The following is a 16819-nucleotide window of genomic DNA, read 5'->3' as shown; positions in this document are numbered from 1 at the left end:
CGTTCACGGCGGCCCGCCGCTACAGCCAGCCGTTGCGGCGGGCCGCCCGCACCGCCTCGATGCGGTTGCGGGTGCCGGTCTTGCCGATGGCGGCCGAGAGGTAGTTGCGGACGGTGGCCTGCGACAGGTGCAGCTTGGCGGCGATGTCGGCGACCGTCGCGCCGTCCACCGCGGCGGTCAGCACGTCGCGTTCGCGCGGGGTCAGCGGGTTGGGGCCGGCGCTCAGCGCCGCGGCGGCCAATCCGGGGTCGATCACCCGTTCACCGGCCAGCACCCGGCGGATCGCCGCCGCCAGGTCCTCCACCGGCCCGTCCTTCACCAGGAAGCCGGACGCCCCGGCCTCCATGGCGCGGCGCAGGTAGCCCGGCCGCCCGAACGTCGTCACGATCAGCACCTTGCACGACGGCAGTTGGTCACGCAGGTCGGCGGCGGCGTCCAGGCCGCTGCGGCCGGGAAGTTCGATGTCCAGGAGCGCGACGTCCGGACGGGTCTCCAGGGCCGCCGCGACGATCTCGTCGCCGGCCGGGACCTGGGCCACCACCTCCATGTCGTCCTCCAGACCGAGCAGCAGCGCCAGTGCGCCCATCATCATCCGCTGGTCCTCGGCCAGCAGGAGCCTGATCACCGGGCCCACTCCTCCGTCTCCGCCAGATCGGCCGCGCCCACCGGAAGTTCGGCGGTGACGCGGAATCCACGCCGGCCGTCGGGGCCGCTGCGCAGTGTGCCGCCCGCCGCGGCCAGTCGTTCGGTCAGCCCCTTCAAGCCCGTGCCGCCCACCGGTCCGGGCACGGTGCCGGGCGGTGCGTCGGACGCACCGGAGCTTACGGGACCGTGGCCGTCGTCCGTGATCGTCAGCCGTGCCCGGTCGGCGTCCACGTGCACCTCGATCTCGCAGCGGGTGGCGCCGCTGTGCCGGACGGCGTTGGTGACGCCCTCGCGGACCACCCAGCCCAGCAGCGCCTCGGCCTGCGGCGGCAGCGGCGGCCCGGCGTGTCGCACCACCGGCTCGATGCCGGCGCCGTCCATCGCCGAACGGGCCCGGTCCAGCTCGGTCGCCAGGCTGCCCTCGCGGTAGCCGCTGACCGCCTCCCGGATCTCGGTCAGCGCCTGCCGGCCCACCGCTTCGATGTCGGCGGCCTGGGCCAGTGCCGCGTCGAGGTTGCGGGGCGCGAGCCGGCGGACCGCCTCGGCCTTCACCACCACGACGGACAGCGTGTGGCCCAGCAGGTCGTGCAGGTCGCGGGAGAACCGCAGCCGCTCCTTCTCCACGGCGCTGCGGGCCAGTTCCTGGCGGGTGGCGCGCAGCTCGTGGATGGTGTCGAAGAGGCTGAGGACGGTGGCCGTCACCATCCCGGACAGGAACGTGCCGTAGCCGATGCTGACCGAGTTCCAGGGGTCGTCGTCCCACCAGCCGGAGAGGACCCCGGCCGTGCCGCTGAGCACGATCAGCCAGATCCCGAGCGCCTTGCCGCGCAGCGCGCGCACCGTGCCTGAGGCCAGCGACAGCAGCGGGAAGAACAGGAACCACTCGCCGCCGAAGCCCAGCGCGATGGCGAAGGTGACGGCGGTCAGCGCGGCCAGGGCGCCGAGCGGGAAGCGGGTGTCGCGCCGGCGGGGGTTGAAGGCGGAGAAGACGACGGTGACGTAGAGGGAGTTGAAGGCGAGGAGGCCGACGCCGGCCAGCCAGGGGTCGCCGGACTTGCCCTGGATGGTGTTGGAGAACGCGCCCAGTCCCATCAGCAGCCAGGGCAGGAAGGCGTACCGGCCGGGGCCCTTCTCCTCCCGTTCGGCGGGTTGCGCCGGCCCGCAGGAGGGCCGCTGCGCTCCGCCGTCAGGGTCCTCGCCCCCGGCGTCCTGCCGTCGTCGTCTCAGTCGCATGTCGTTCCTCGCCTCGTGCCGTGCGCTCCGCCGTGCCGTTCCCCGGGCCGCCGGTCGTGTCCTTGAGATTACGGAGGGGGCCGGTCGCGCGGCAGGTGCGAATGTGCGGGAAGCGCGCTGACAAATGTCACGGGCCGGGCGGCCGGGCGGTGTGGCCGGGGCCGCGGCGACACCGACATCTGACATACCGTCAGGGGTCTTCCGGGTGCGGCCCGCATCGGCTATACATGACTGCCATCGGCTAGAACGCGTTCTAGAAGTGTGGGTGCGTCGGACCCCGGCGCACCGGCCGCAGGAGCGCGGGCCCGCCGATCCGAAACGACCCCGGCGCGGCCGACGGTGCGGACGGTCGGGCCGGGGTCTCACACCGTGGTGAAGGAGAGCAGCACCCCCATGCCCATCGACGCCGCCAAGGCCACCTCCGCCGAGCCGCGGACCACCGGACTCGCCTGGGACCACAAGGACGTCCAGCTCTACCACCTCGGCATCGGCGCCGGCGCCGCCACCGCGGAGAAACCGCACGCCGCCACGGACCCCGACGAACTCCGCTACACCCTGGAGAGCGCGCTGCACGTGCTCCCCAGCTTCGCCACCGTCGCCGGCGGCGGAATGGCGCTGGCCGGCGGGCTCTCCGCCCCCGGCATCGAGGTCGACCTGGCGGCCGTCCTGCACGGCGGCCAGACCGTCACCGTGCACCGCGCCCTGCCCGTGCGCGGCCGCGCCACCCAGACCTCCACCGTCCCGGCCGTCTACGACAAGGGCAAGGCCGCGGTCATCGTGCTGCGCTCCGAAGTGGCCGACGACGACGGGCCGTTGTGGACCTGCGACACCCAGATCTTCGTCCGCGGCGAGGGCGGCTTCGGCGGCGAACGCGGCCCCTCGGTCCGCAGCGAACTGCCCGACCGGGCGCCCGACCTGACCACCGAGCGCCTGGTCCGCGCCGACCAGGCGCTGCTCTACCGCCTCTCCGGCGACTGGAACCCGCTGCACGCCGACCCGGAGTTCGCCGCGCTCGCCGGGTTCGACCGGCCGATCCTGCACGGCCTGTGCACCTACGGCGTGACCCTCAAGGCCGTCGTGGACACCGCACTGGACGGCGACGTCGCGCGTGTGCGGTCGTACGCGACGCGGTTCGCCGGGGTGGTGTTCCCGGGCGAGACGCTGCGGATCCGCCTGTGGCGGGAGCCGGCGGAGTCCGGCACCGGCGGCCGCATCCGGGTCTCGGTCACCGCGCCCGAGCGGGACGACGCACCGGTGCTGGCGGACACGGTGGTCGAGCACAGCTAGGACCGGGTCGCGGCGGAGCACGGCCGGACCCACCGCAATGTCGTACGTACGAGAGGAGCCGCTCGGATGCGCGCAGCCGTACAGCACGAGACCGGACGGGACAAGCTGGAGGTGCTCGACGACGTCGAGGCGGTGGGGTTCGGCCCCGGCCGGGTCAGGATCAGGATCCGGGCCACCGGACTGTGCCACTCCGACCTCTCCGCGATGAACGGGGTGCTGCCGCAGCCCGCACCCTTCGTCCCCGGGCACGAGGGGGCCGGCGAGGTCCTGGACGTCGGCGACGGGGTCACCAGCCTGAAGGCGGGCGACCGGGTCCTGATGTGCTGGCTGCCGGCCTGCGGCAGCTGTCCGTCCTGCAGGCGCGGCCAGACGCACCTGTGCCTGGCCGGATTCATGAACGCCGGCACCCCCAACTTCAAACGCCCCGGCGCCAGCCCTTCCGACGTATTCGGCTTCGCCGGGACCGGCACCTTCGCCGAGGAGGTGGTGGTCGCCGCCAACTGCGCCGTCCCGATCCCGGACGACGTCCCGTACGAGATCGCCGCCCTGATCGGCTGCGGGGTCACCACCGGGCTGGGCGCGGCCTTCAACACCGCCAAGGTGGAGGCCGGTTCCTCGGTCGCGGTGATCGGCTGCGGCGGCGTGGGCATCTCCGTCATCCAGGGGGCGCGGGCCTGCGGCGCGGCCCAGATCGTCGCCGTCGACCCGGTGGCGGCCCGCCGCGAGGCCGCCCTCCGGTTCGGCGCCACCGAAGCCGTCGCCCCCGAGGAACTCGCCGACGCGAAGGCCCGGATCACCGCGGGGGAGGGCTTCGACTACGTCTTCGAGGTCGTCGGCAAGTCCGCCACCGCCCGCACCGCCTACGAGGCGACCCGGCGCGGCGGCACCCTCTGCGTGGTCGGCGCCGGCGCGATGGACGACACCTTCCAGGTCAACATGTTCGAGCTGTTCTTCGACGAGAAGCGCATCCTGCCGTCGCTCTACGGGGGCGCGGACGTGCTGCGCTCCTACGAGCGGGCCATCGCCCTGTGGCGGGCCGGCCGCATCGACCTCGAAGGACTGATCACCCACCGCGTCCGGCTGGACGGCATCAACGACGCCCTGGACCAGATGCGTTCGGGCGCCGCGCTGCGCACCTGCATAGAGATCTGAGCGGAGACCTCCGGGACGGGCCGCAGGCGGACCGCACCCGGACTGCACAGGAGAGGACACGCATGGCACAGCCACTGGAGGGCCGGACCGCGATCGTCACCGGCGCCGGCCGCGGCCTCGGTCGGGCCGAGGCCCTGGAACTCGCCCGGCTCGGCGCCCGGGTGGTCGTCAACGACTTCGGCCAGCCTGGCCGGGACGGATCGGGCACGGCTTCAGCCGCCCCTGCCGAGCGGGTCGCCGAGGAGATCCGTGCGGCCGGCGGCCAGGCCGTCGCCCACACCGGCGACGTCGCCGACCACCAACAGGCCGGCGCACTCGTCCAACTGGCGCTCGACACCTACGGCCGGCTGGACGTCCTCGTCAACAACGCGGGCATCCTGCGCGACCGGATGGTGTTCTCGATGACCGAGGACGAGTGGGACTCGGTCATCCGGGTCCACCTCAAAGGCCACTTCAACACCACCCATTTCGCCGCCGCCCACTGGCGCGCCCGCTCCAAGGAGACCGGCGGCCCGGTCTTCGGACGGATCGTCAACACCTCCTCCGAGGCATTCCTGGCCGGCTCGGCGGGCCAGCCCAACTACGCCGCGGCCAAGGGCGGCATCGTCGGCCTGACCACGTCCACCGCGTTGGCGCTGGCCAAGTACGGGGTGACCACCAACGCCATCTGCCCGCGCGCCCGCACCCGGATGACCGAGGACGTCTTCGCCGGGTTCGAGGTCCCCGACGACGGCCGGCCCGACCCGCTCGCGCCCGAACACGTGGCACCGCTCGTCGGGTACCTCGCCTCGCCGGCCGCCGCCGGGATCAACGGCCAACTGCTGGTCGTGCACGGCGGCATGGTCGCGATCGCCGAACGCCCCCGGATCGCCGCGAAGTTCGACACCGCGAAGGACGTCTTCAGCTACGAGGAACTGGACGGCCTGCTCACGCCGTACTACGCGGAGCGGCCGGCGCACGAGACCTTCGCGGCCGCGGAGGTGCTGGGCCTGAAGCACGACTGAGCGCGTCCGCGCCACAGGTCTGCGCGGACACGCAGACGGCCGTGGCCGCCACCCCGTGCATCGGGTGGCGGCCACGGCCGACGTGCGCTGTCCGGTCCGCTCAGGCGGTCCGAACCTGGTGGTCGCGGCGGTGCCGCCCGTGCGCGGCGCCCTGCATCTCCTCCGCGCTGGCGGCCGGACCGCGGTGCCTACCGGAGCCGGTGGCCTCGGCGGCCTGGGCGGCTGCCTCCTGCGGGCGCGCCTGGGTCGTGTCGGTTCGGGCTTCGGACATGAGAAGAGTCACTCCGTCAGATCGCTTACAGCTGTACGCGTCGGGACCTCCCCCGGCTCCCGCCGGGACGCGACCCGTGCGGTGCCGTCGGTGGCCGGGTCAACCGGCTGCACAGCCCCCGGCGGAATACTAACGGGGCCCGAAACGGCGCTCCACCGGGACTCCTGGGTCGCGAGAGGTGCCTGTTGCAGAGGTACTGGTCTGCACATCCGGGGATGAGGAGGGCCGTCGAGAGGTTCCGTGCCGGCGAACTCCGGATGTGGAGATGCCGTGGAGTCGGCGTCTTTTTCACCCGCATCCAGGACAATCCCCTCGCCGTCCGTCGGTCCCCGATCGTGCGGAACCGCCTCATCCGGAACTTTTGCCTCCGCGCTGCCGCCCGACGGAACGGCGCCCTCCGCGTCCCCCGAGCCCTCTGAGCCCTCCGAGCCCTCCGAGCCCTCCGAGCTCTCCGTGCTTTCCGTACCTTCCGCGCCCCGCCCCGCCGCCGCGTTCCCCGCGTCCTCGGCAGCCGCCACGGCCTTCCCGGCCGCGGCCGCCGGCCCGCCCCGCGCGTCCGCCCGCGCGCCGACCCCGGCGACCGGCCCCAGCGGTATGGCCATCCGCGCCACCCCGCACGGCACCGCCGCCGTGGCGTACGGCAACAGCAGCTCGCCGCCCGGCGCCCACCGACCGCTGCCCGCCAACCAGCCCTCCGGGGCCGGGAACTGCCGCAACTGCCGCTCCGAGGGCCGCCACACGCCCAGTCGGGGCCCGGCCGGACCGTCGAGCCGGAACGCCACCGCACACCCCTCCGGCGGTAACGTCCGACCCGGCTGGACCGCGAACGGCGTCACCGTCGCGTCCGGCACCCGCAGGCACTCCGGGAAGCGCACCGGCAGGTCGCTGCCCAGCACGCCCCAGCCCAGCCGGTCGTGGCCGGGGGCGTCCGACCGGACCAGCAGCAGCCCGCTGTCCGGATCGGCGAGCACCAGCCGGTCGTCGCTCTCCGCGGTGATCTGGAGCAGCGGACTGACCTCCCCGCCGCGCGCCAGGTCGACCACCACCGACTTGGTGCGACCCGCCAGCTCCCGGTCCACCGCCAGCAGCCGTCCCTCGTGATCCAGCCACACCCCGCCGGTGCACGCGCCCGGCACCACGGCGACCCGCTCGGGCCCGCCCGCCCCGCCGTGCACCCGCCACACGTCGGTGCCGTCGGCGGCCGACACCAGCGCGTAGCCGTCCAGTCCGCCGGGCGCGGGCGGCAGCAGCGTCAGCGCCCGGGCCGCCACCGCGCCGACCAGCACTTCCTGGGTCCCCGGCCCGGTCGGGGAGAGCAGGGAGACGGTGAACCGGTCGGCGACCCGGCGGACGATCACCACCCGGCCGTCCGCGAGCGGCAGCAGGGCGCTGTCCGGCTCCTCCGGCTGACTGCCCGGCAGGGGGACCGCGTACGGCTCCGGGCCGCCGATCGTCCAGCGCTCCGGGTACCAGCTCCCGGCGGCGTCGTCGTGCCGCGTGAGACGGGCGGCGTACGAGCCGTCGGCGGCGAGGGTCAGCGCCGCGCGGGGCGGACCGTCCGCCGTCGCGGCGTCTGCACCGGCACAGATCGTCATCGGGCCACCTCCAGTGGAGGGACGTTAGTTTTCGCACTTCCGGCCGATCAACGGCAGTTGCCGGTCTTCACGCATAAGGGTGGCGGTTGTCCGATTCGCCGGCGCCGGGAGGGGCGGCTGTGCTTCGAGATTCAAGGATGCTTAAAGTAAGGCAGACCTAAGTTGCCGACGGGCGGCCGGGCACGCCGTGCCCGCCCGCCCGTGCCCGCATTCGACCTGGAGTGACCTGATGCCCCTTCGCCGCCGCGGCGCCGCCGCCATAGCCCTCGCCGCCGCCGGCGCCCTCGCGCTCGCCGGCTGCGGTTCGTCCGGCGCGGACGGCGGCAACGACCGCGGCGCCGGCTCGAAGTCCGTGGCCCAGGGCGGCAAGGACTTCGGCAAGGCCGCCGACGAGACCGCGAAGATGGGCACCGACGCCAAGCCGGGCCAGTTCCCGCGCACCGTCAAGCACGCCATGGGCACCACCACGATCCCGGCCGCACCCAAGCGCGTGGTCGTCCTCGACGTCGGCGAACTCGACAACGTCGTCTCGCTCGGCATCAAGCCGGTCGGCTACGCGCCCACCGAGGGCGACGCCGCCCTCCCGGACTACCTCGCCAAGAACGCCGGCCACCCCAAGAGCGTCGGCACCATCAACGGCCTCAACCTGGAGGCCGTCAACGCCCTCAAGCCCGACCTCATCCTGGGCAGCAAGCTGCGCGCCGAGAAGCAGTACCAGCAGCTCAGCAAGATCGCGCCGACCGTCTTCTCGATCCGCCCGGGCTTCACCTGGAAGCAGAACTACCTGCTCAACGCCGCCGCCCTGGACAAGACCGCGCAGGCCAAGACCGAACTGGCCGCCTACGAGGCGAAGGCCGAGAAGCTCGGCGAGGACATCGGCCCGAAGAAGCCGACCGTGACGATGCTGCGCTACATGCCGCAGTTCACCCGCCTCTACGCCCAGCGCTCCTTCATCGGCACCGTCCTGAAGGACGTCGGCCTGCCCCGTCCCAAGAACCAGCAGGTCGACGACCTCGCCACCGAGGTCAGCCCGGAGAACATCAACCAGGCCGACGCCGACTGGATCTTCACCGGCGTCTACGGCGACCCCAAGTCCACCAAGCGCGACACCGCTGAGCAGAACCCGCTGTGGAAGAACCTCACGGCGGTCAAGGACGGCCACGCCAAGAACGTCAACGACGAGACCTGGTACCTCGGCCTCGGCGTCACCGCCGCCAACAGCGTCCTGGACGACCTGCGCGGCTTCCTCGTGAAGTAGCCGGCCCGGACCGCGGCCCGGCGCGGGCGGATGGCCGGAACCCTGCCGCCCGCACGGGCCCGCGGCGCCCGCGCGGACCGCGGCCCGGCGCGCGGGCACGGGGGAGGGGTAACCTTCCCCCGTGCCCGCACTGTCTGAAGTCCTCGCCGCGCTCGACGCCCTGTGGCCCCCCGAGCGGGCCGAAGGGTGGGACGCCGTCGGCACCGTCTGCGGAGACCCCGACGCCGAGGTCGACCGGGTGCTGTTCGCCGTCGACCCGGTCCAGGAGGTCGCCGACGAGGCCGTGCGGCTCGGTGCGGACCTCCTCGTCACCCACCACCCGCTCTACCTGCGCGGCACGACCACGGTCGCGGCCGACACCTTCAAGGGCAAGGTGGTGCACAGCCTCATCAAGCACGACGTCGCCCTGCACGTCGCGCACACCAACGCCGACACCGCCGACCCCGGCGTCTCCGACGCCCTGGCCGGCGCACTGGACCTGCGGATCCTGCGCCCCCTGGTGCCGGACCCGAGCGATCCGGCCGGCCGCCGCGGCCTGGGCCGGATCTGCGAACTCCCGCACCCGATGACGCTGGCCGAGCTCACCGCGTACGCCGCCGCCCACCTGCCCGCCACCGCGCAGGGCATCCGGGCGGCCGGCGACCCGGACCGCGAGATCCGCACCCTGGCGGTCTCCGGCGGCTCCGGCGACAGCCTCTTCGACGACGTGCGGGCGGCCGGCGTGGACGCGTTCCTCACCGCCGACCTGCGCCACCACCCCGCCTCCGAGGCCACCCAGACCACCGGCCGGAACCGTCCGCTGGCCCTGCTGGACGCCGCCCACTGGGCCACCGAATGGCCCTGGTGCGAGCAGGCCGCGGCCCAGCTCGACGCGGTCTCCGACCGGCACGGCTGGGGACTGCGCACGCACGTCTCCCGCACGGTCACCGACCCCTGGACCGCCCACGCGGCGTCCACCCAGTCCACCCGCCCCCCGGAAAATTCCCACACCACAGGAGCCCCCCGCTGAACGCCGCGCCCGCCGACCAGATCCGCCTCCTCGACGTCCAGAACCTCGACGTCCGGCTCACCCAGCTCGCGCACCGGCGCAAGAACCTCCCCGAACTGGCCGAACTGGCCACCCTGGAGGCCGACCTCACCCAGCAGCGCGATCTGCTCGTCGCCGCGCAGACCGAGGAGAGCGACACCAGCCGCGAGCAGACCAAGGCGGAGCAGGACGTCGACCAGGTCCGCCAGCGCGCCGCCCGCGACCAGAAGCGCCTCGACTCCGGCGCCGTGACCTCGCCCAAGGACCTGGAGAGCCTCCAGCGCGAACTGACCTCGCTGGCCAAGCGCCAGGGCGACCTGGAGGACGTCGTCCTGGAGGTCATGGAGCGCCGCGAGGCCACCCAGGAGCGGGTCCGCGAGCTGACCGAACGGGTCGACGCCATCCAGACCAAGGTCGATGACGTCACCGCCCGCCGGGACGCCGCCCACGCCGAGATCGACGCCGAGGTCGCCACGGTCAACAAGGAGCGCGAACTCACCGTCGCCGACATCCCCGAGGCGCTGGTCACGCTCTACGACCGGATCCGCACGAAGCAGGGCGGCATCGGCGCCGCCCGCCTCTACCAGCGCCGCTGCGAGGGCTGCCGCCTGGAGCTGGACATCACCGAGCTGAACGACGTCCGGACCGCCGCCGCCGACACCGTCGTCCGGTGCGAGAACTGCAGCCGCATCCTGGTCCGCACGCCCGACTCGGGGCTGTAGGCCGTGGCGCGCGAGCTGCTCGTCGAGGCGGACGGCGGGTCCCGGGGCAACCCGGGGCCGGCCGGCTACGGCGCGGTGGTCCTCGACCCGGTGAGCGGCGAGGCACTGGCCGAGGCCGCGGAGTTCATCGGGACGGCGACCAACAACGTCGCCGAGTACAAGGGCCTGTTGGCCGGGCTGCGCGCCGCACGGGACCTCGACCCGGAGGCCACCGTCCACGTCCGGATGGACTCCAAGCTCGTCGTCGAGCAGATGTCCGGCCGCTGGAAGATCAAGCACCCGGACATGAAGCCGTTGGCCGCCGAGGCCGCCGCGGTCTTCCCGCCCGGCCGCGTCACCTACGAGTGGATCCCGCGCGCCCGCAACAAGCACGCCGACCGGCTCGCCAACGAGGCGATGGACGCCGGCAAGAACGGCAAGCAGTGGGAGCCGCGCGACTCCCGGGCGGCGCTCGCCGCCCCGGCCGACGCGGCTCCCGCCCGCAGCGCCGCGGCCCGGGCCGCCGACTCGGCCGCCGAAGCGGCGGACGCCGCACCCGCCGCCCCGCCGGTCGGCTGGGGCGCGCCGGACCTCGGCGCCCCGGCGACCTTCGTCCTGCTCCGGCACGGCGAGACCGCCCTCACGCCCCAGAAGCGCTTCTCCGGCAGCGGCGGCACCGACCCCGAACTCTCCGCTGCCGGCCGCCGGCAGGCCGAGGCGGCCGCCGCCGCGCTGGCCGCCCGCGGCACCATCCAGGCCGTGGTCAGCTCCCCGCTGCGCCGCTGCCAGGAGACCGCCGGCACCGTCGCCGCCCGGCTCGGCCTCGACGTCCGTATCGAGGACGGACTGCGCGAGACCGACTTCGGCGCCTGGGAGGGGCTGACCTTCGCCGAGGTCCGCGAGCGCCACCCCGAGGACCTGGACGCCTGGCTCCGTTCCGCCAAGGCGGCGCCCACCGGCGGCGGCGAGTCCTTCGCGGCGGTCGCCCGCCGAACCGCGGTCACCCGCGACAAGTTGATCGCCCGGTACGTCGGCAAGACCGTCCTGCTGGTCACCCACGTCACCCCGATCAAGACCCTGGTCCGCCTGGCCCTGGGCGCCCCGCCGGAGTCGCTCTTCCGCATGGAGCTCTCCGCCGCCTCGCTCTCCGCGGTCGCGTACTACTCCGACGGCAACGCCTCCGTGCGCCTGCTGAACGACACGTCCCACCTGCGCTAGCCGACGCGACGACGCGACGACGCCCCCGGCGCCGTCGCGTCGCGGTCCGCGGGGCGTCAGCGGCCCAGCGCCGCCGCCTGCCGGGCCAGTGCCTCGATCCGCGCCCAGTCCTTGGCGGCCAGTGCGTCGGCCGGCAGCATCCATGTGCCGCCGACGCAGCCGACGTTGGGCAGTGCCAGGTACGAGGGGGCGGACGCCAGGCCGATCCCGCCGGTCGGGCAGAAGCGGGCCCGCGGCAGCGGGGCGGCCAGCGACTTCAGGTAACGGGTGCCGCCCGCCGCCTCCGCCGGGAAGAACTTCATCTCGGTGACGCCCTCGTCCAGCAGCGTCACCACCTCCGAGGCCGTCGAGACGCCCGGCAGGAACGGCAGCCCGGAGTCCCGCAGCGCCCCCAGCAGCCGCGGCGACCATCCGGGGCTCACCAGGAAGCGCGCACCGGCCCCCCGGGCCGCCGCGACGTGCCCCGGGTCCAGCACGGTCCCGGCGCCGACCACCGCCTGGGGCACCTCGTCGGCGACGGCCCGGAGCGCGTCCAGTGCGGCGGGCGTGCGCAGGGTCACCTCGATCGCCGGCAGCCCGCCGGCCACCAGCGCCCGGGCGAGCGGTACGGCGTCCGCGGCGTCGTCGAGGACCACGACCGGGAGGACCGGGGCGAGGTCGAGGACGGAGGGCGGGGCGGCGGAGGGCACGGAAGCGGGGGCAGCGTCAGTCACGCCGCCCATATTGCGCCGGGCCGTCATTCTCTGCAATGACCGTTGCGCATGCTGCAACGGCCGCCGTGCGAGGGGTACCGAAGACGGCCCGCCGCCCTCCTCACAGCTCCGTGACGATCACGTCCAACCCCCACGGCTTGCCGCCCTTCGTCGGGGCCTCGGCCTCCACGACGTACCCCAGCTCGCCGAGCGCCGTCACCAGCTCCGCCGGATCCGCCGGCGCGTGCCCCGCCACCAGCAGGTCCCGCACCAGCCGCCCCTTGGTCGCCTTGTTGAAGTGGCTGACCACCGACCGCTTCTCGACCCCGTTCACGATCTTCGACTGGAGCACCCGCACCGTCGCGGTCCGCCCCGCCACCTCGCCCTTGGGCTTCCACGCCGTGGCGTACGCCGCCGACCGCAGGTCCAGCACCAGCCCGTCCCCCGCGGCCGCCGGCAGCACCTCCGCCATCGGCCCGCGCCAGTAGGCCCCCAGCGCGCCCAGCCCCGGCAGCTTCACCCCCATCGAGCAGCGGTACGAAGGGATCCGGTCGCCGATCCGTACGGCGCCCCAGAGCCCCGAGAAGACCAGCAGCGACCGCTCGGCCCGCTCGCGCGCCGCCGCGTCCAGGGAGGCCAGCCCGAGGGCGTCGTAGAGCACCCCGGTGTAGATCTCCCCGGCCGGCCGGGCGCCCGCGGTGCGCAGCCCCGCGTTCTTGGCGACCTCGCCCTTCAGGCCCTCGCTCAGGCCCAGCACCTCCTGGGCCTTGGCCGCGTCGGCCGCGCACAGCTCGACGAGCTCCGCCAGGACCTCCGCCCGCGCCGCGGTCAGCCCCGGCAGCGACAGCGTCTCCAGATCCAGCGGCTTCCCGCTCCCTCCCGCGGCCTTCCCCTCGGACGGCGGCAACAGCACGAGCACGGTGTATCTCCTTCACGGCGGTACGGGCGGGGGTGCGGCCCCGTCGAAAGCTTAGAAGCCCCGCCGCCCCGGGCCGGCGCCCGCCCGACTCCCGTACGCCGCGCCAACCGCTCCCGGCGGACATACGCTCGATTTCATGCCCCGTCGCCATATCCGTGTGACCGACGCAGCGGAGGCCCCCCTCCGGGCCGCCCTGCACGAACTGCGGGTGCGGCTGGAGGTCCCCGACCACTTCCCGCCCACCGCGCAGGCCGAGGCGGAGAGCGCCGCCCGGGCCCCGCGCATCCCGGCCGGCGACGGCGAGGTGGTCACCGAGCACACCCTGGACGACGCCACCGACCTGCCCCTGTTCACCCTCGACCCGCCCGGCGCCCAGGACCTGGACCAGGCGATGTTCCTCGCCCGCGGCCCCCAGGGCGGCTACCGCGTCCACTACGCCATCGCCGACGTCGCCTCCTTCGTCACCCCGGGCGGCGCCCTCGACGCCGAGGCGCACCACCGGGTGGCCACCCTCTACTTCCCCGACGAGCGGGTCCCGCTGCACCCCACCGTGCTCAGCGAGGGCGCCGCCAGCCTGCTGCCCGACCAGGACCGCCCGGCCGTCCTGTGGCGCTTCGACCTCGACGCCGACGGCGCACCGGCCCGCACCACCGTCCGCCGCGCCCTGGTCCGCTCCCGCGCCCGCCTCGACTACGCCGGCGTCCAACGGGTCCTCGACGACGGCACCGCCGAGGAGCCGCTCGCCCTGCTCCGCGAGATCGGGCTGCTCCGCGAGGAACGGGAGACGGCCCGCGGCGCGATCTCCCTCAACGTCCCCGAGCAGGAGATCGTCGAACGCGACGGCTCCTACACCCTCGCCTACCGCGCCGCACTCCCGGCCGCCGCCTGGAACGCCCAGATCTCCCTGCTCACCGGCATGGCCGCGGCCGAACTGATGCTGGCCGCCGGCACCGGCATCCTGCGCACCCTGCCCTCCGCCCCGGACGGCTCGGTCGCCCGGCTCCGCCTCACCGCCCAGGCCCTCGGCGTCGACTGGCCCCACCACACGTCGTACGCGGCGCTGATCCGCACCCTGGACCCGCGCCGGGCCGGCCACGCCGCGTTCCTCCAGGAGTGCACCTCGCTGCTCCGCGGCGCCGGCTACACGGTGTTCGACGGCACCTCCCCGCCGACCAGCAGCGTCGTGCACGGTGCGGTCGCCGCCCCGTACGCGCACGCCACCGCGCCGCTGCGCCGGCTCGTCGACCGCTACACCTCCGAGCTGTGCCTGGCCGCGGCGGCCGGCCACGCCCCGCCCGGCTGGGTCCGCGCCGCCCTCCCCGCCCTCCCGCACGAGATGGAGACCGGCACCCAGCGCGCCAACCAGGTCGAACGGGCCTGCGTCGACCTCGTCGAGGCGGCCCTGCTGCGCGACCGGGTCGGCGAGACCTTCGACGCCCTGGTCGTCGACCGGCACGACGACGACCCCACCCGGGGCACCGTCCACCTCTGCGAACCGGCCGTCATCGGCCCCGTCGAAGCCACCTCCGGCGGCCCCGCACTGCCCCTCGGCCACCGCATCCGGGTCCGCCTGGCCGGCGCCGAACCGGGCCGCGAACCGGTCCTCTTCACCCCGGCGTGACCGGCTCCCCGCGCTCCGCCGCGGACCGCGCCGCCCGCACGGCATCCACCGCGCCCCGCACCGCACCCACCGCGCCCCGCGCGTCATCCGCATGGAAGCGGACCGTGCGCACCGTCTCCCGGCGCCCCAGCAGCCACACCACAACCACCGGCTCGGCCAGCTCCACCGTCACCGAGGTCTGCCCGGCGATCGCCAACTCCAGCGGCCCGCCGTCCCCCTGTTCGCCGTCCGCACCGCTCCTGGCGTCCTGCCGGGACCGCAGGTCGTAGCGGACCGAGGCGATCGACGCCAGCGGAATCCGCACCTCCATCCGCGCACCGCCGCGCACCAGCAGGTCCTCCGCGCCCAGCACATGCGGCCGGGTCACCGCCGCGGCCTGGCTCCCCAGCACCATCAGCACGGTGTAGACGTCGGCCACCAGCGCCACCGCGTGCAGGCCCGGTTGGTCCCGCAGCAACAGGCTCACCCCGACCGTCTCCACCACGAACACGAACGTCAGCCCGTACATCAGCGCCGCCTGCGCCCCCGCGTACGGCAGGGCCCGCGCCCCCTCCGGCACCCCCACCCGGCGCCGCGCCACCCACCACACCAGGCTCGCCAGCCATCGCCCCTCGTGCCGCAGCAGCCGCCCCACCCGCTCCCCGAACCGGGGCCCGCCCACCGAGTTCACCGCTTCCCCTCCCCGATCATCCGCATCGCCAGCCGCATCGCCGCCGCCTGCGCCGGAGCCAACTCCGCCAACATCAGGTCCGCCCAGACCTCCGCCCCCGGCGCCGCCCCCGTCACAGGCCCGGCGCCGGCGGCGATGGCCGCCACGACCTCCTCCGGAATGCACCCCACCAGCGCCCGCGCGGCCGCTTCCACCCGCGGATCGTCCACCGCCGCCCCCGCCAACTCGTCCAGCAGCCCGTACGCCGCGTACGCCCGCTCCATCGACCCCGGCTCCACGAACATCTCCCGCAGCGCCGCCGCCATCGCCCCCTGCGCCCGACCGTCGCCCGACGCGTCCAACAGGGCCAGCACCTCCCGCTCCCGCACCGCCATCGCCGGCTCCGGCCCCGGCAGCGTCGCCGACGTCCGCGCCATCTCCGCGAACAGTCCGGCCAGTTGCTCCGACACCGGGCCCTCCTGCGGCAGCCCACCCGGCTCCTCGCTGCGCCGCAGCACCTCCGCCAACCGCGCCCGCCGGGCCCGGATCGCCGCCTCCTGCCGCGCCAGATCCTCGTCCAGCTCCGCCAGCACCTCCCGCAGCTCCCGGCCGGCGTCGTCGGCCAGCACGTCCCGAACCTCCTCCAGCCCGAGCCCCAGCTCCGTCAGCCGCCGCACCCGGGCCAGCGCCACCGCGTCCCGCAGCCCGTACTCCCGGTACCCGTTGGCCCGGCGTTCCGGCTCGGGCAGGAGTCCCAGGTGGTGGTAGTGGCGAACGGTCCGCGTGCTGACGCCGGCGATCCCGGCGAGTTCCCCGATGCGCATGGCCCCAGTAGAAACGTTGTCGCAACGTCAAGGTCAAGCCGCCGGAATCCGCCAGGTAGCATGGTCGGCACGGCGGACGAGCCGGCCGGGCGGTCGCGTGGGGATCGCAAGATCCTCCCGAGGAACGTCCGGGCTCCACAGGGCAGGGTGGTGGGTAACGCCCACCCGGGGTGACCCGCGGGACAGTGCCACAGAAAGCAAACCGCCCGGGCCGCACGGCCCGGGTAAGGGTGAAACGGTGGTGTAAGAGACCACCAGTGCCCAGGGTGACCTGGGCAGCTAGGTAAACCCCACCCGGAGCAAGGTCAAGAGGGGCCATCGGCTGATGGCCCTGCGCGGACGATCGAGGGCTGCCCGCCCGAGTCCGCGGGTAGACCGCACGAGGCTGCCGGCAACGGCAGCCCTAGATGGATGGCCGCCTCCCGGCCGACCGCAAGGTCGCCCGGAGACAGAACCCGGCGTACAGGCCGACTCGTCCGTCAACTAGCTAGCACTGACCCTCTGGGCAGGCGAATTGCCTGGCCAGAGGGTCTTTTGCCGCACACTGAAGCGGTAATCGTCCGTTTACTGTTTGTAGGTGCTCTCGGGTGTTTCAGGGTGTCCTGTGGCGATCCTGTGGCGGCCATCAGCACCCGAGAGCTGGTCCGACACAGAGCTGGTCCGACACGTAGCCACACCACGCCGATGAAGGCAGCGGGCTACCTGATCATCTCCGCCAAAGCT

16 protein-coding genes and 1 other RNA gene are annotated in these 16819 nt (G+C 74.2%); 9 read left to right on the top strand and 8 right to left on the bottom strand.

The genetic code is table 11. The features are described 5' to 3' along the window. Window positions 1-19: 19 nt before the first annotated feature. Together ACLJT4_RS31780 and ACLJT4_RS31775 are read right to left on the bottom strand one after the other, a co-directional pair. On the bottom strand, window positions 20-625 hold the full coding sequence (locus tag ACLJT4_RS31780; protein WP_037634595.1) for a response regulator transcription factor: 606 nt from the start codon (window positions 623-625) through the stop codon (window positions 20-22). Next, the gene (locus ACLJT4_RS31775) at window positions 622-1878 is read right to left on the bottom strand and encodes a histidine kinase (protein ID WP_411127571.1); all 1257 of its coding nucleotides are present in this window, start codon (window positions 1876-1878) and stop codon (window positions 622-624) included. The genes ACLJT4_RS31780 and ACLJT4_RS31775 overlap by 4 nt, the downstream gene beginning before the upstream one ends. A 393-nt stretch (window positions 1879-2271) precedes the next feature. Between ACLJT4_RS31775 and ACLJT4_RS31770 the strand changes: the two genes are divergently transcribed. From ACLJT4_RS31770 to ACLJT4_RS31760, 3 genes are all read left to right on the top strand, one after another. Then, window positions 2272-3165 carry a MaoC/PaaZ C-terminal domain-containing protein gene (locus ACLJT4_RS31770; RefSeq protein ID WP_275464911.1) on the top strand — a complete coding sequence of 298 codons (894 nt, stop codon included), beginning with the start codon at window positions 2272-2274 and terminating at the stop codon, window positions 3163-3165. A gap of 66 nt (window positions 3166-3231) precedes the next feature. Continuing rightward, entirely contained in the window at window positions 3232-4317 is a 1086-nt protein-coding gene (locus ACLJT4_RS31765; protein ID WP_411127569.1) for a Zn-dependent alcohol dehydrogenase, read from the top strand. Between the two features lie 62 nt (window positions 4318-4379). After that, the gene (locus tag ACLJT4_RS31760) at window positions 4380-5321 is read left to right on the top strand and encodes a 3-oxoacyl-ACP reductase (protein WP_411127567.1); all 942 of its coding nucleotides are present in this window, start codon (window positions 4380-4382) and stop codon (window positions 5319-5321) included. 100 nt (window positions 5322-5421) lie between these two features. Here the strand turns inward: ACLJT4_RS31760 and ACLJT4_RS31755 are convergent, their stop codons facing one another. Both ACLJT4_RS31755 and ACLJT4_RS31750 read right to left on the bottom strand, forming a co-directional pair. Continuing rightward, window positions 5422-5592 (bottom strand): hypothetical protein, encoded by a 171-nt coding sequence (locus ACLJT4_RS31755; protein WP_411127565.1) that lies wholly within the window; start codon window positions 5590-5592, stop codon window positions 5422-5424. Window positions 5593-5600: 8 nt separating this feature from the next. Further along, a complete protein-coding gene (locus tag ACLJT4_RS31750) occupies window positions 5601-7187 on the bottom strand; it encodes a hypothetical protein (protein WP_411127563.1) in 1587 nt (528 codons plus the stop codon). A gap of 229 nt (window positions 7188-7416) precedes the next feature. Here ACLJT4_RS31750 and ACLJT4_RS31745 point away from each other — a divergent pair, with 229 nt between their 5' ends. From ACLJT4_RS31745 to ACLJT4_RS31730, 4 genes are all read left to right on the top strand, one after another. Continuing rightward, complete coding sequence (locus tag ACLJT4_RS31745; protein ID WP_411127561.1) at window positions 7417-8445, top strand: ABC transporter substrate-binding protein; 1029 nt, start codon at window positions 7417-7419, stop codon at window positions 8443-8445. Window positions 8446-8566: 121 nt separating this feature from the next. Next, window positions 8567-9454, top strand: coding sequence for a Nif3-like dinuclear metal center hexameric protein (locus tag ACLJT4_RS31740; RefSeq protein WP_411127559.1), 888 nt, complete (start codon window positions 8567-8569; stop codon window positions 9452-9454). Then, the gene (locus ACLJT4_RS31735; RefSeq protein ID WP_198602956.1) at window positions 9451-10194 is read left to right on the top strand and encodes a zinc ribbon domain-containing protein; all 744 of its coding nucleotides are present in this window, start codon (window positions 9451-9453) and stop codon (window positions 10192-10194) included. The genes ACLJT4_RS31740 and ACLJT4_RS31735 overlap by 4 nt, the downstream gene beginning before the upstream one ends. A 3-nt stretch (window positions 10195-10197) precedes the next feature. Next, window positions 10198-11391, top strand: coding sequence for a bifunctional RNase H/acid phosphatase (locus tag ACLJT4_RS31730; RefSeq protein WP_411127557.1), 1194 nt, complete (start codon window positions 10198-10200; stop codon window positions 11389-11391). 56 nt (window positions 11392-11447) lie between these two features. Here the strand turns inward: ACLJT4_RS31730 and eda are convergent, their stop codons facing one another. Continuing rightward, the gene (eda, locus tag ACLJT4_RS31725; protein WP_411127555.1) at window positions 11448-12113 is read right to left on the bottom strand and encodes a bifunctional 4-hydroxy-2-oxoglutarate aldolase/2-dehydro-3-deoxy-phosphogluconate aldolase; all 666 of its coding nucleotides are present in this window, start codon (window positions 12111-12113) and stop codon (window positions 11448-11450) included. A gap of 91 nt (window positions 12114-12204) precedes the next feature. Continuing rightward, the gene (gene yaaA / locus ACLJT4_RS31720) at window positions 12205-13002 is read right to left on the bottom strand and encodes a peroxide stress protein YaaA (protein ID WP_411127553.1); all 798 of its coding nucleotides are present in this window, start codon (window positions 13000-13002) and stop codon (window positions 12205-12207) included. 136 nt (window positions 13003-13138) lie between these two features. On the opposite strand from yaaA, the gene ACLJT4_RS31715 reads away from it, so the two are divergent. Beyond that, window positions 13139-14623 (top strand): RNB domain-containing ribonuclease, encoded by a 1485-nt coding sequence (locus ACLJT4_RS31715; RefSeq protein WP_411127551.1) that lies wholly within the window; start codon window positions 13139-13141, stop codon window positions 14621-14623. On the opposite strand, the gene ACLJT4_RS31710 is transcribed toward ACLJT4_RS31715, so the two are convergent. Both ACLJT4_RS31710 and ACLJT4_RS31705 read right to left on the bottom strand, forming a co-directional pair. Next, a complete protein-coding gene (locus ACLJT4_RS31710) occupies window positions 14610-15293 on the bottom strand; it encodes a hypothetical protein (protein ID WP_411127549.1) in 684 nt (227 codons plus the stop codon). The two genes, ACLJT4_RS31715 and ACLJT4_RS31710, sit on opposite strands and share 14 nt — an antisense overlap. Beyond that, complete coding sequence (locus tag ACLJT4_RS31705) at window positions 15290-16096, bottom strand: MerR family transcriptional regulator (protein WP_411127547.1); 807 nt, start codon at window positions 16094-16096, stop codon at window positions 15290-15292. Before ACLJT4_RS31705 ends, ACLJT4_RS31710 begins: the two co-directional genes overlap by 4 nt. 77 nt (window positions 16097-16173) lie before the next feature. On the opposite strand from ACLJT4_RS31705, the gene rnpB reads away from it, so the two are divergent. After that, an RNA gene (rnpB, locus tag ACLJT4_RS31700) (RNase P RNA component class A) lies at window positions 16174-16575 on the top strand. The last annotated feature ends 244 nt before the right edge of the window (window positions 16576-16819 follow it).

Source organism: Streptomyces sp. x-19 (genome assembly GCF_046549115.1).
GTDB lineage: Bacteria > Actinomycetota > Actinomycetes > Streptomycetales > Streptomycetaceae > Streptomyces > Streptomyces albulus_C.
This window is presented reverse-complemented; position numbering and strand designations above follow the sequence as displayed.

What these genes read in the sequence shown, in the direction of transcription:
- ACLJT4_RS31765 (WP_411127569.1), top strand. Translation starts at nt 3,232, where the DNA reads ATGCGCGCAGCCGTACAGCACGAGACCGGACGGGACAAGCTGGAGGTG.
- ACLJT4_RS31750 (WP_411127563.1), bottom strand. Translation starts at nt 7,187, where the DNA reads ATGACGATCTGTGCCGGTGCAGACGCCGCGACGGCGGACGGTCCGCCC.
- ACLJT4_RS31770 (WP_275464911.1), top strand. Translation starts at nt 2,272, where the DNA reads ATGCCCATCGACGCCGCCAAGGCCACCTCCGCCGAGCCGCGGACCACC.
- ACLJT4_RS31745 (WP_411127561.1), top strand. Translation starts at nt 7,417, where the DNA reads ATGCCCCTTCGCCGCCGCGGCGCCGCCGCCATAGCCCTCGCCGCCGCC.
- ACLJT4_RS31705 (WP_411127547.1), bottom strand. Translation starts at nt 16,096, where the DNA reads ATGCGCATCGGGGAACTCGCCGGGATCGCCGGCGTCAGCACGCGGACC.
- ACLJT4_RS31715 (WP_411127551.1), top strand. Translation starts at nt 13,139, where the DNA reads ATGCCCCGTCGCCATATCCGTGTGACCGACGCAGCGGAGGCCCCCCTC.
- ACLJT4_RS31755 (WP_411127565.1), bottom strand. Translation starts at nt 5,592, where the DNA reads ATGTCCGAAGCCCGAACCGACACGACCCAGGCGCGCCCGCAGGAGGCA.
- ACLJT4_RS31760 (WP_411127567.1), top strand. Translation starts at nt 4,380, where the DNA reads ATGGCACAGCCACTGGAGGGCCGGACCGCGATCGTCACCGGCGCCGGC.
- ACLJT4_RS31775 (WP_411127571.1), bottom strand. Translation starts at nt 1,878, where the DNA reads ATGCGACTGAGACGACGACGGCAGGACGCCGGGGGCGAGGACCCTGAC.
- eda (WP_411127555.1), bottom strand. Translation starts at nt 12,113, where the DNA reads ATGGGCGGCGTGACTGACGCTGCCCCCGCTTCCGTGCCCTCCGCCGCC.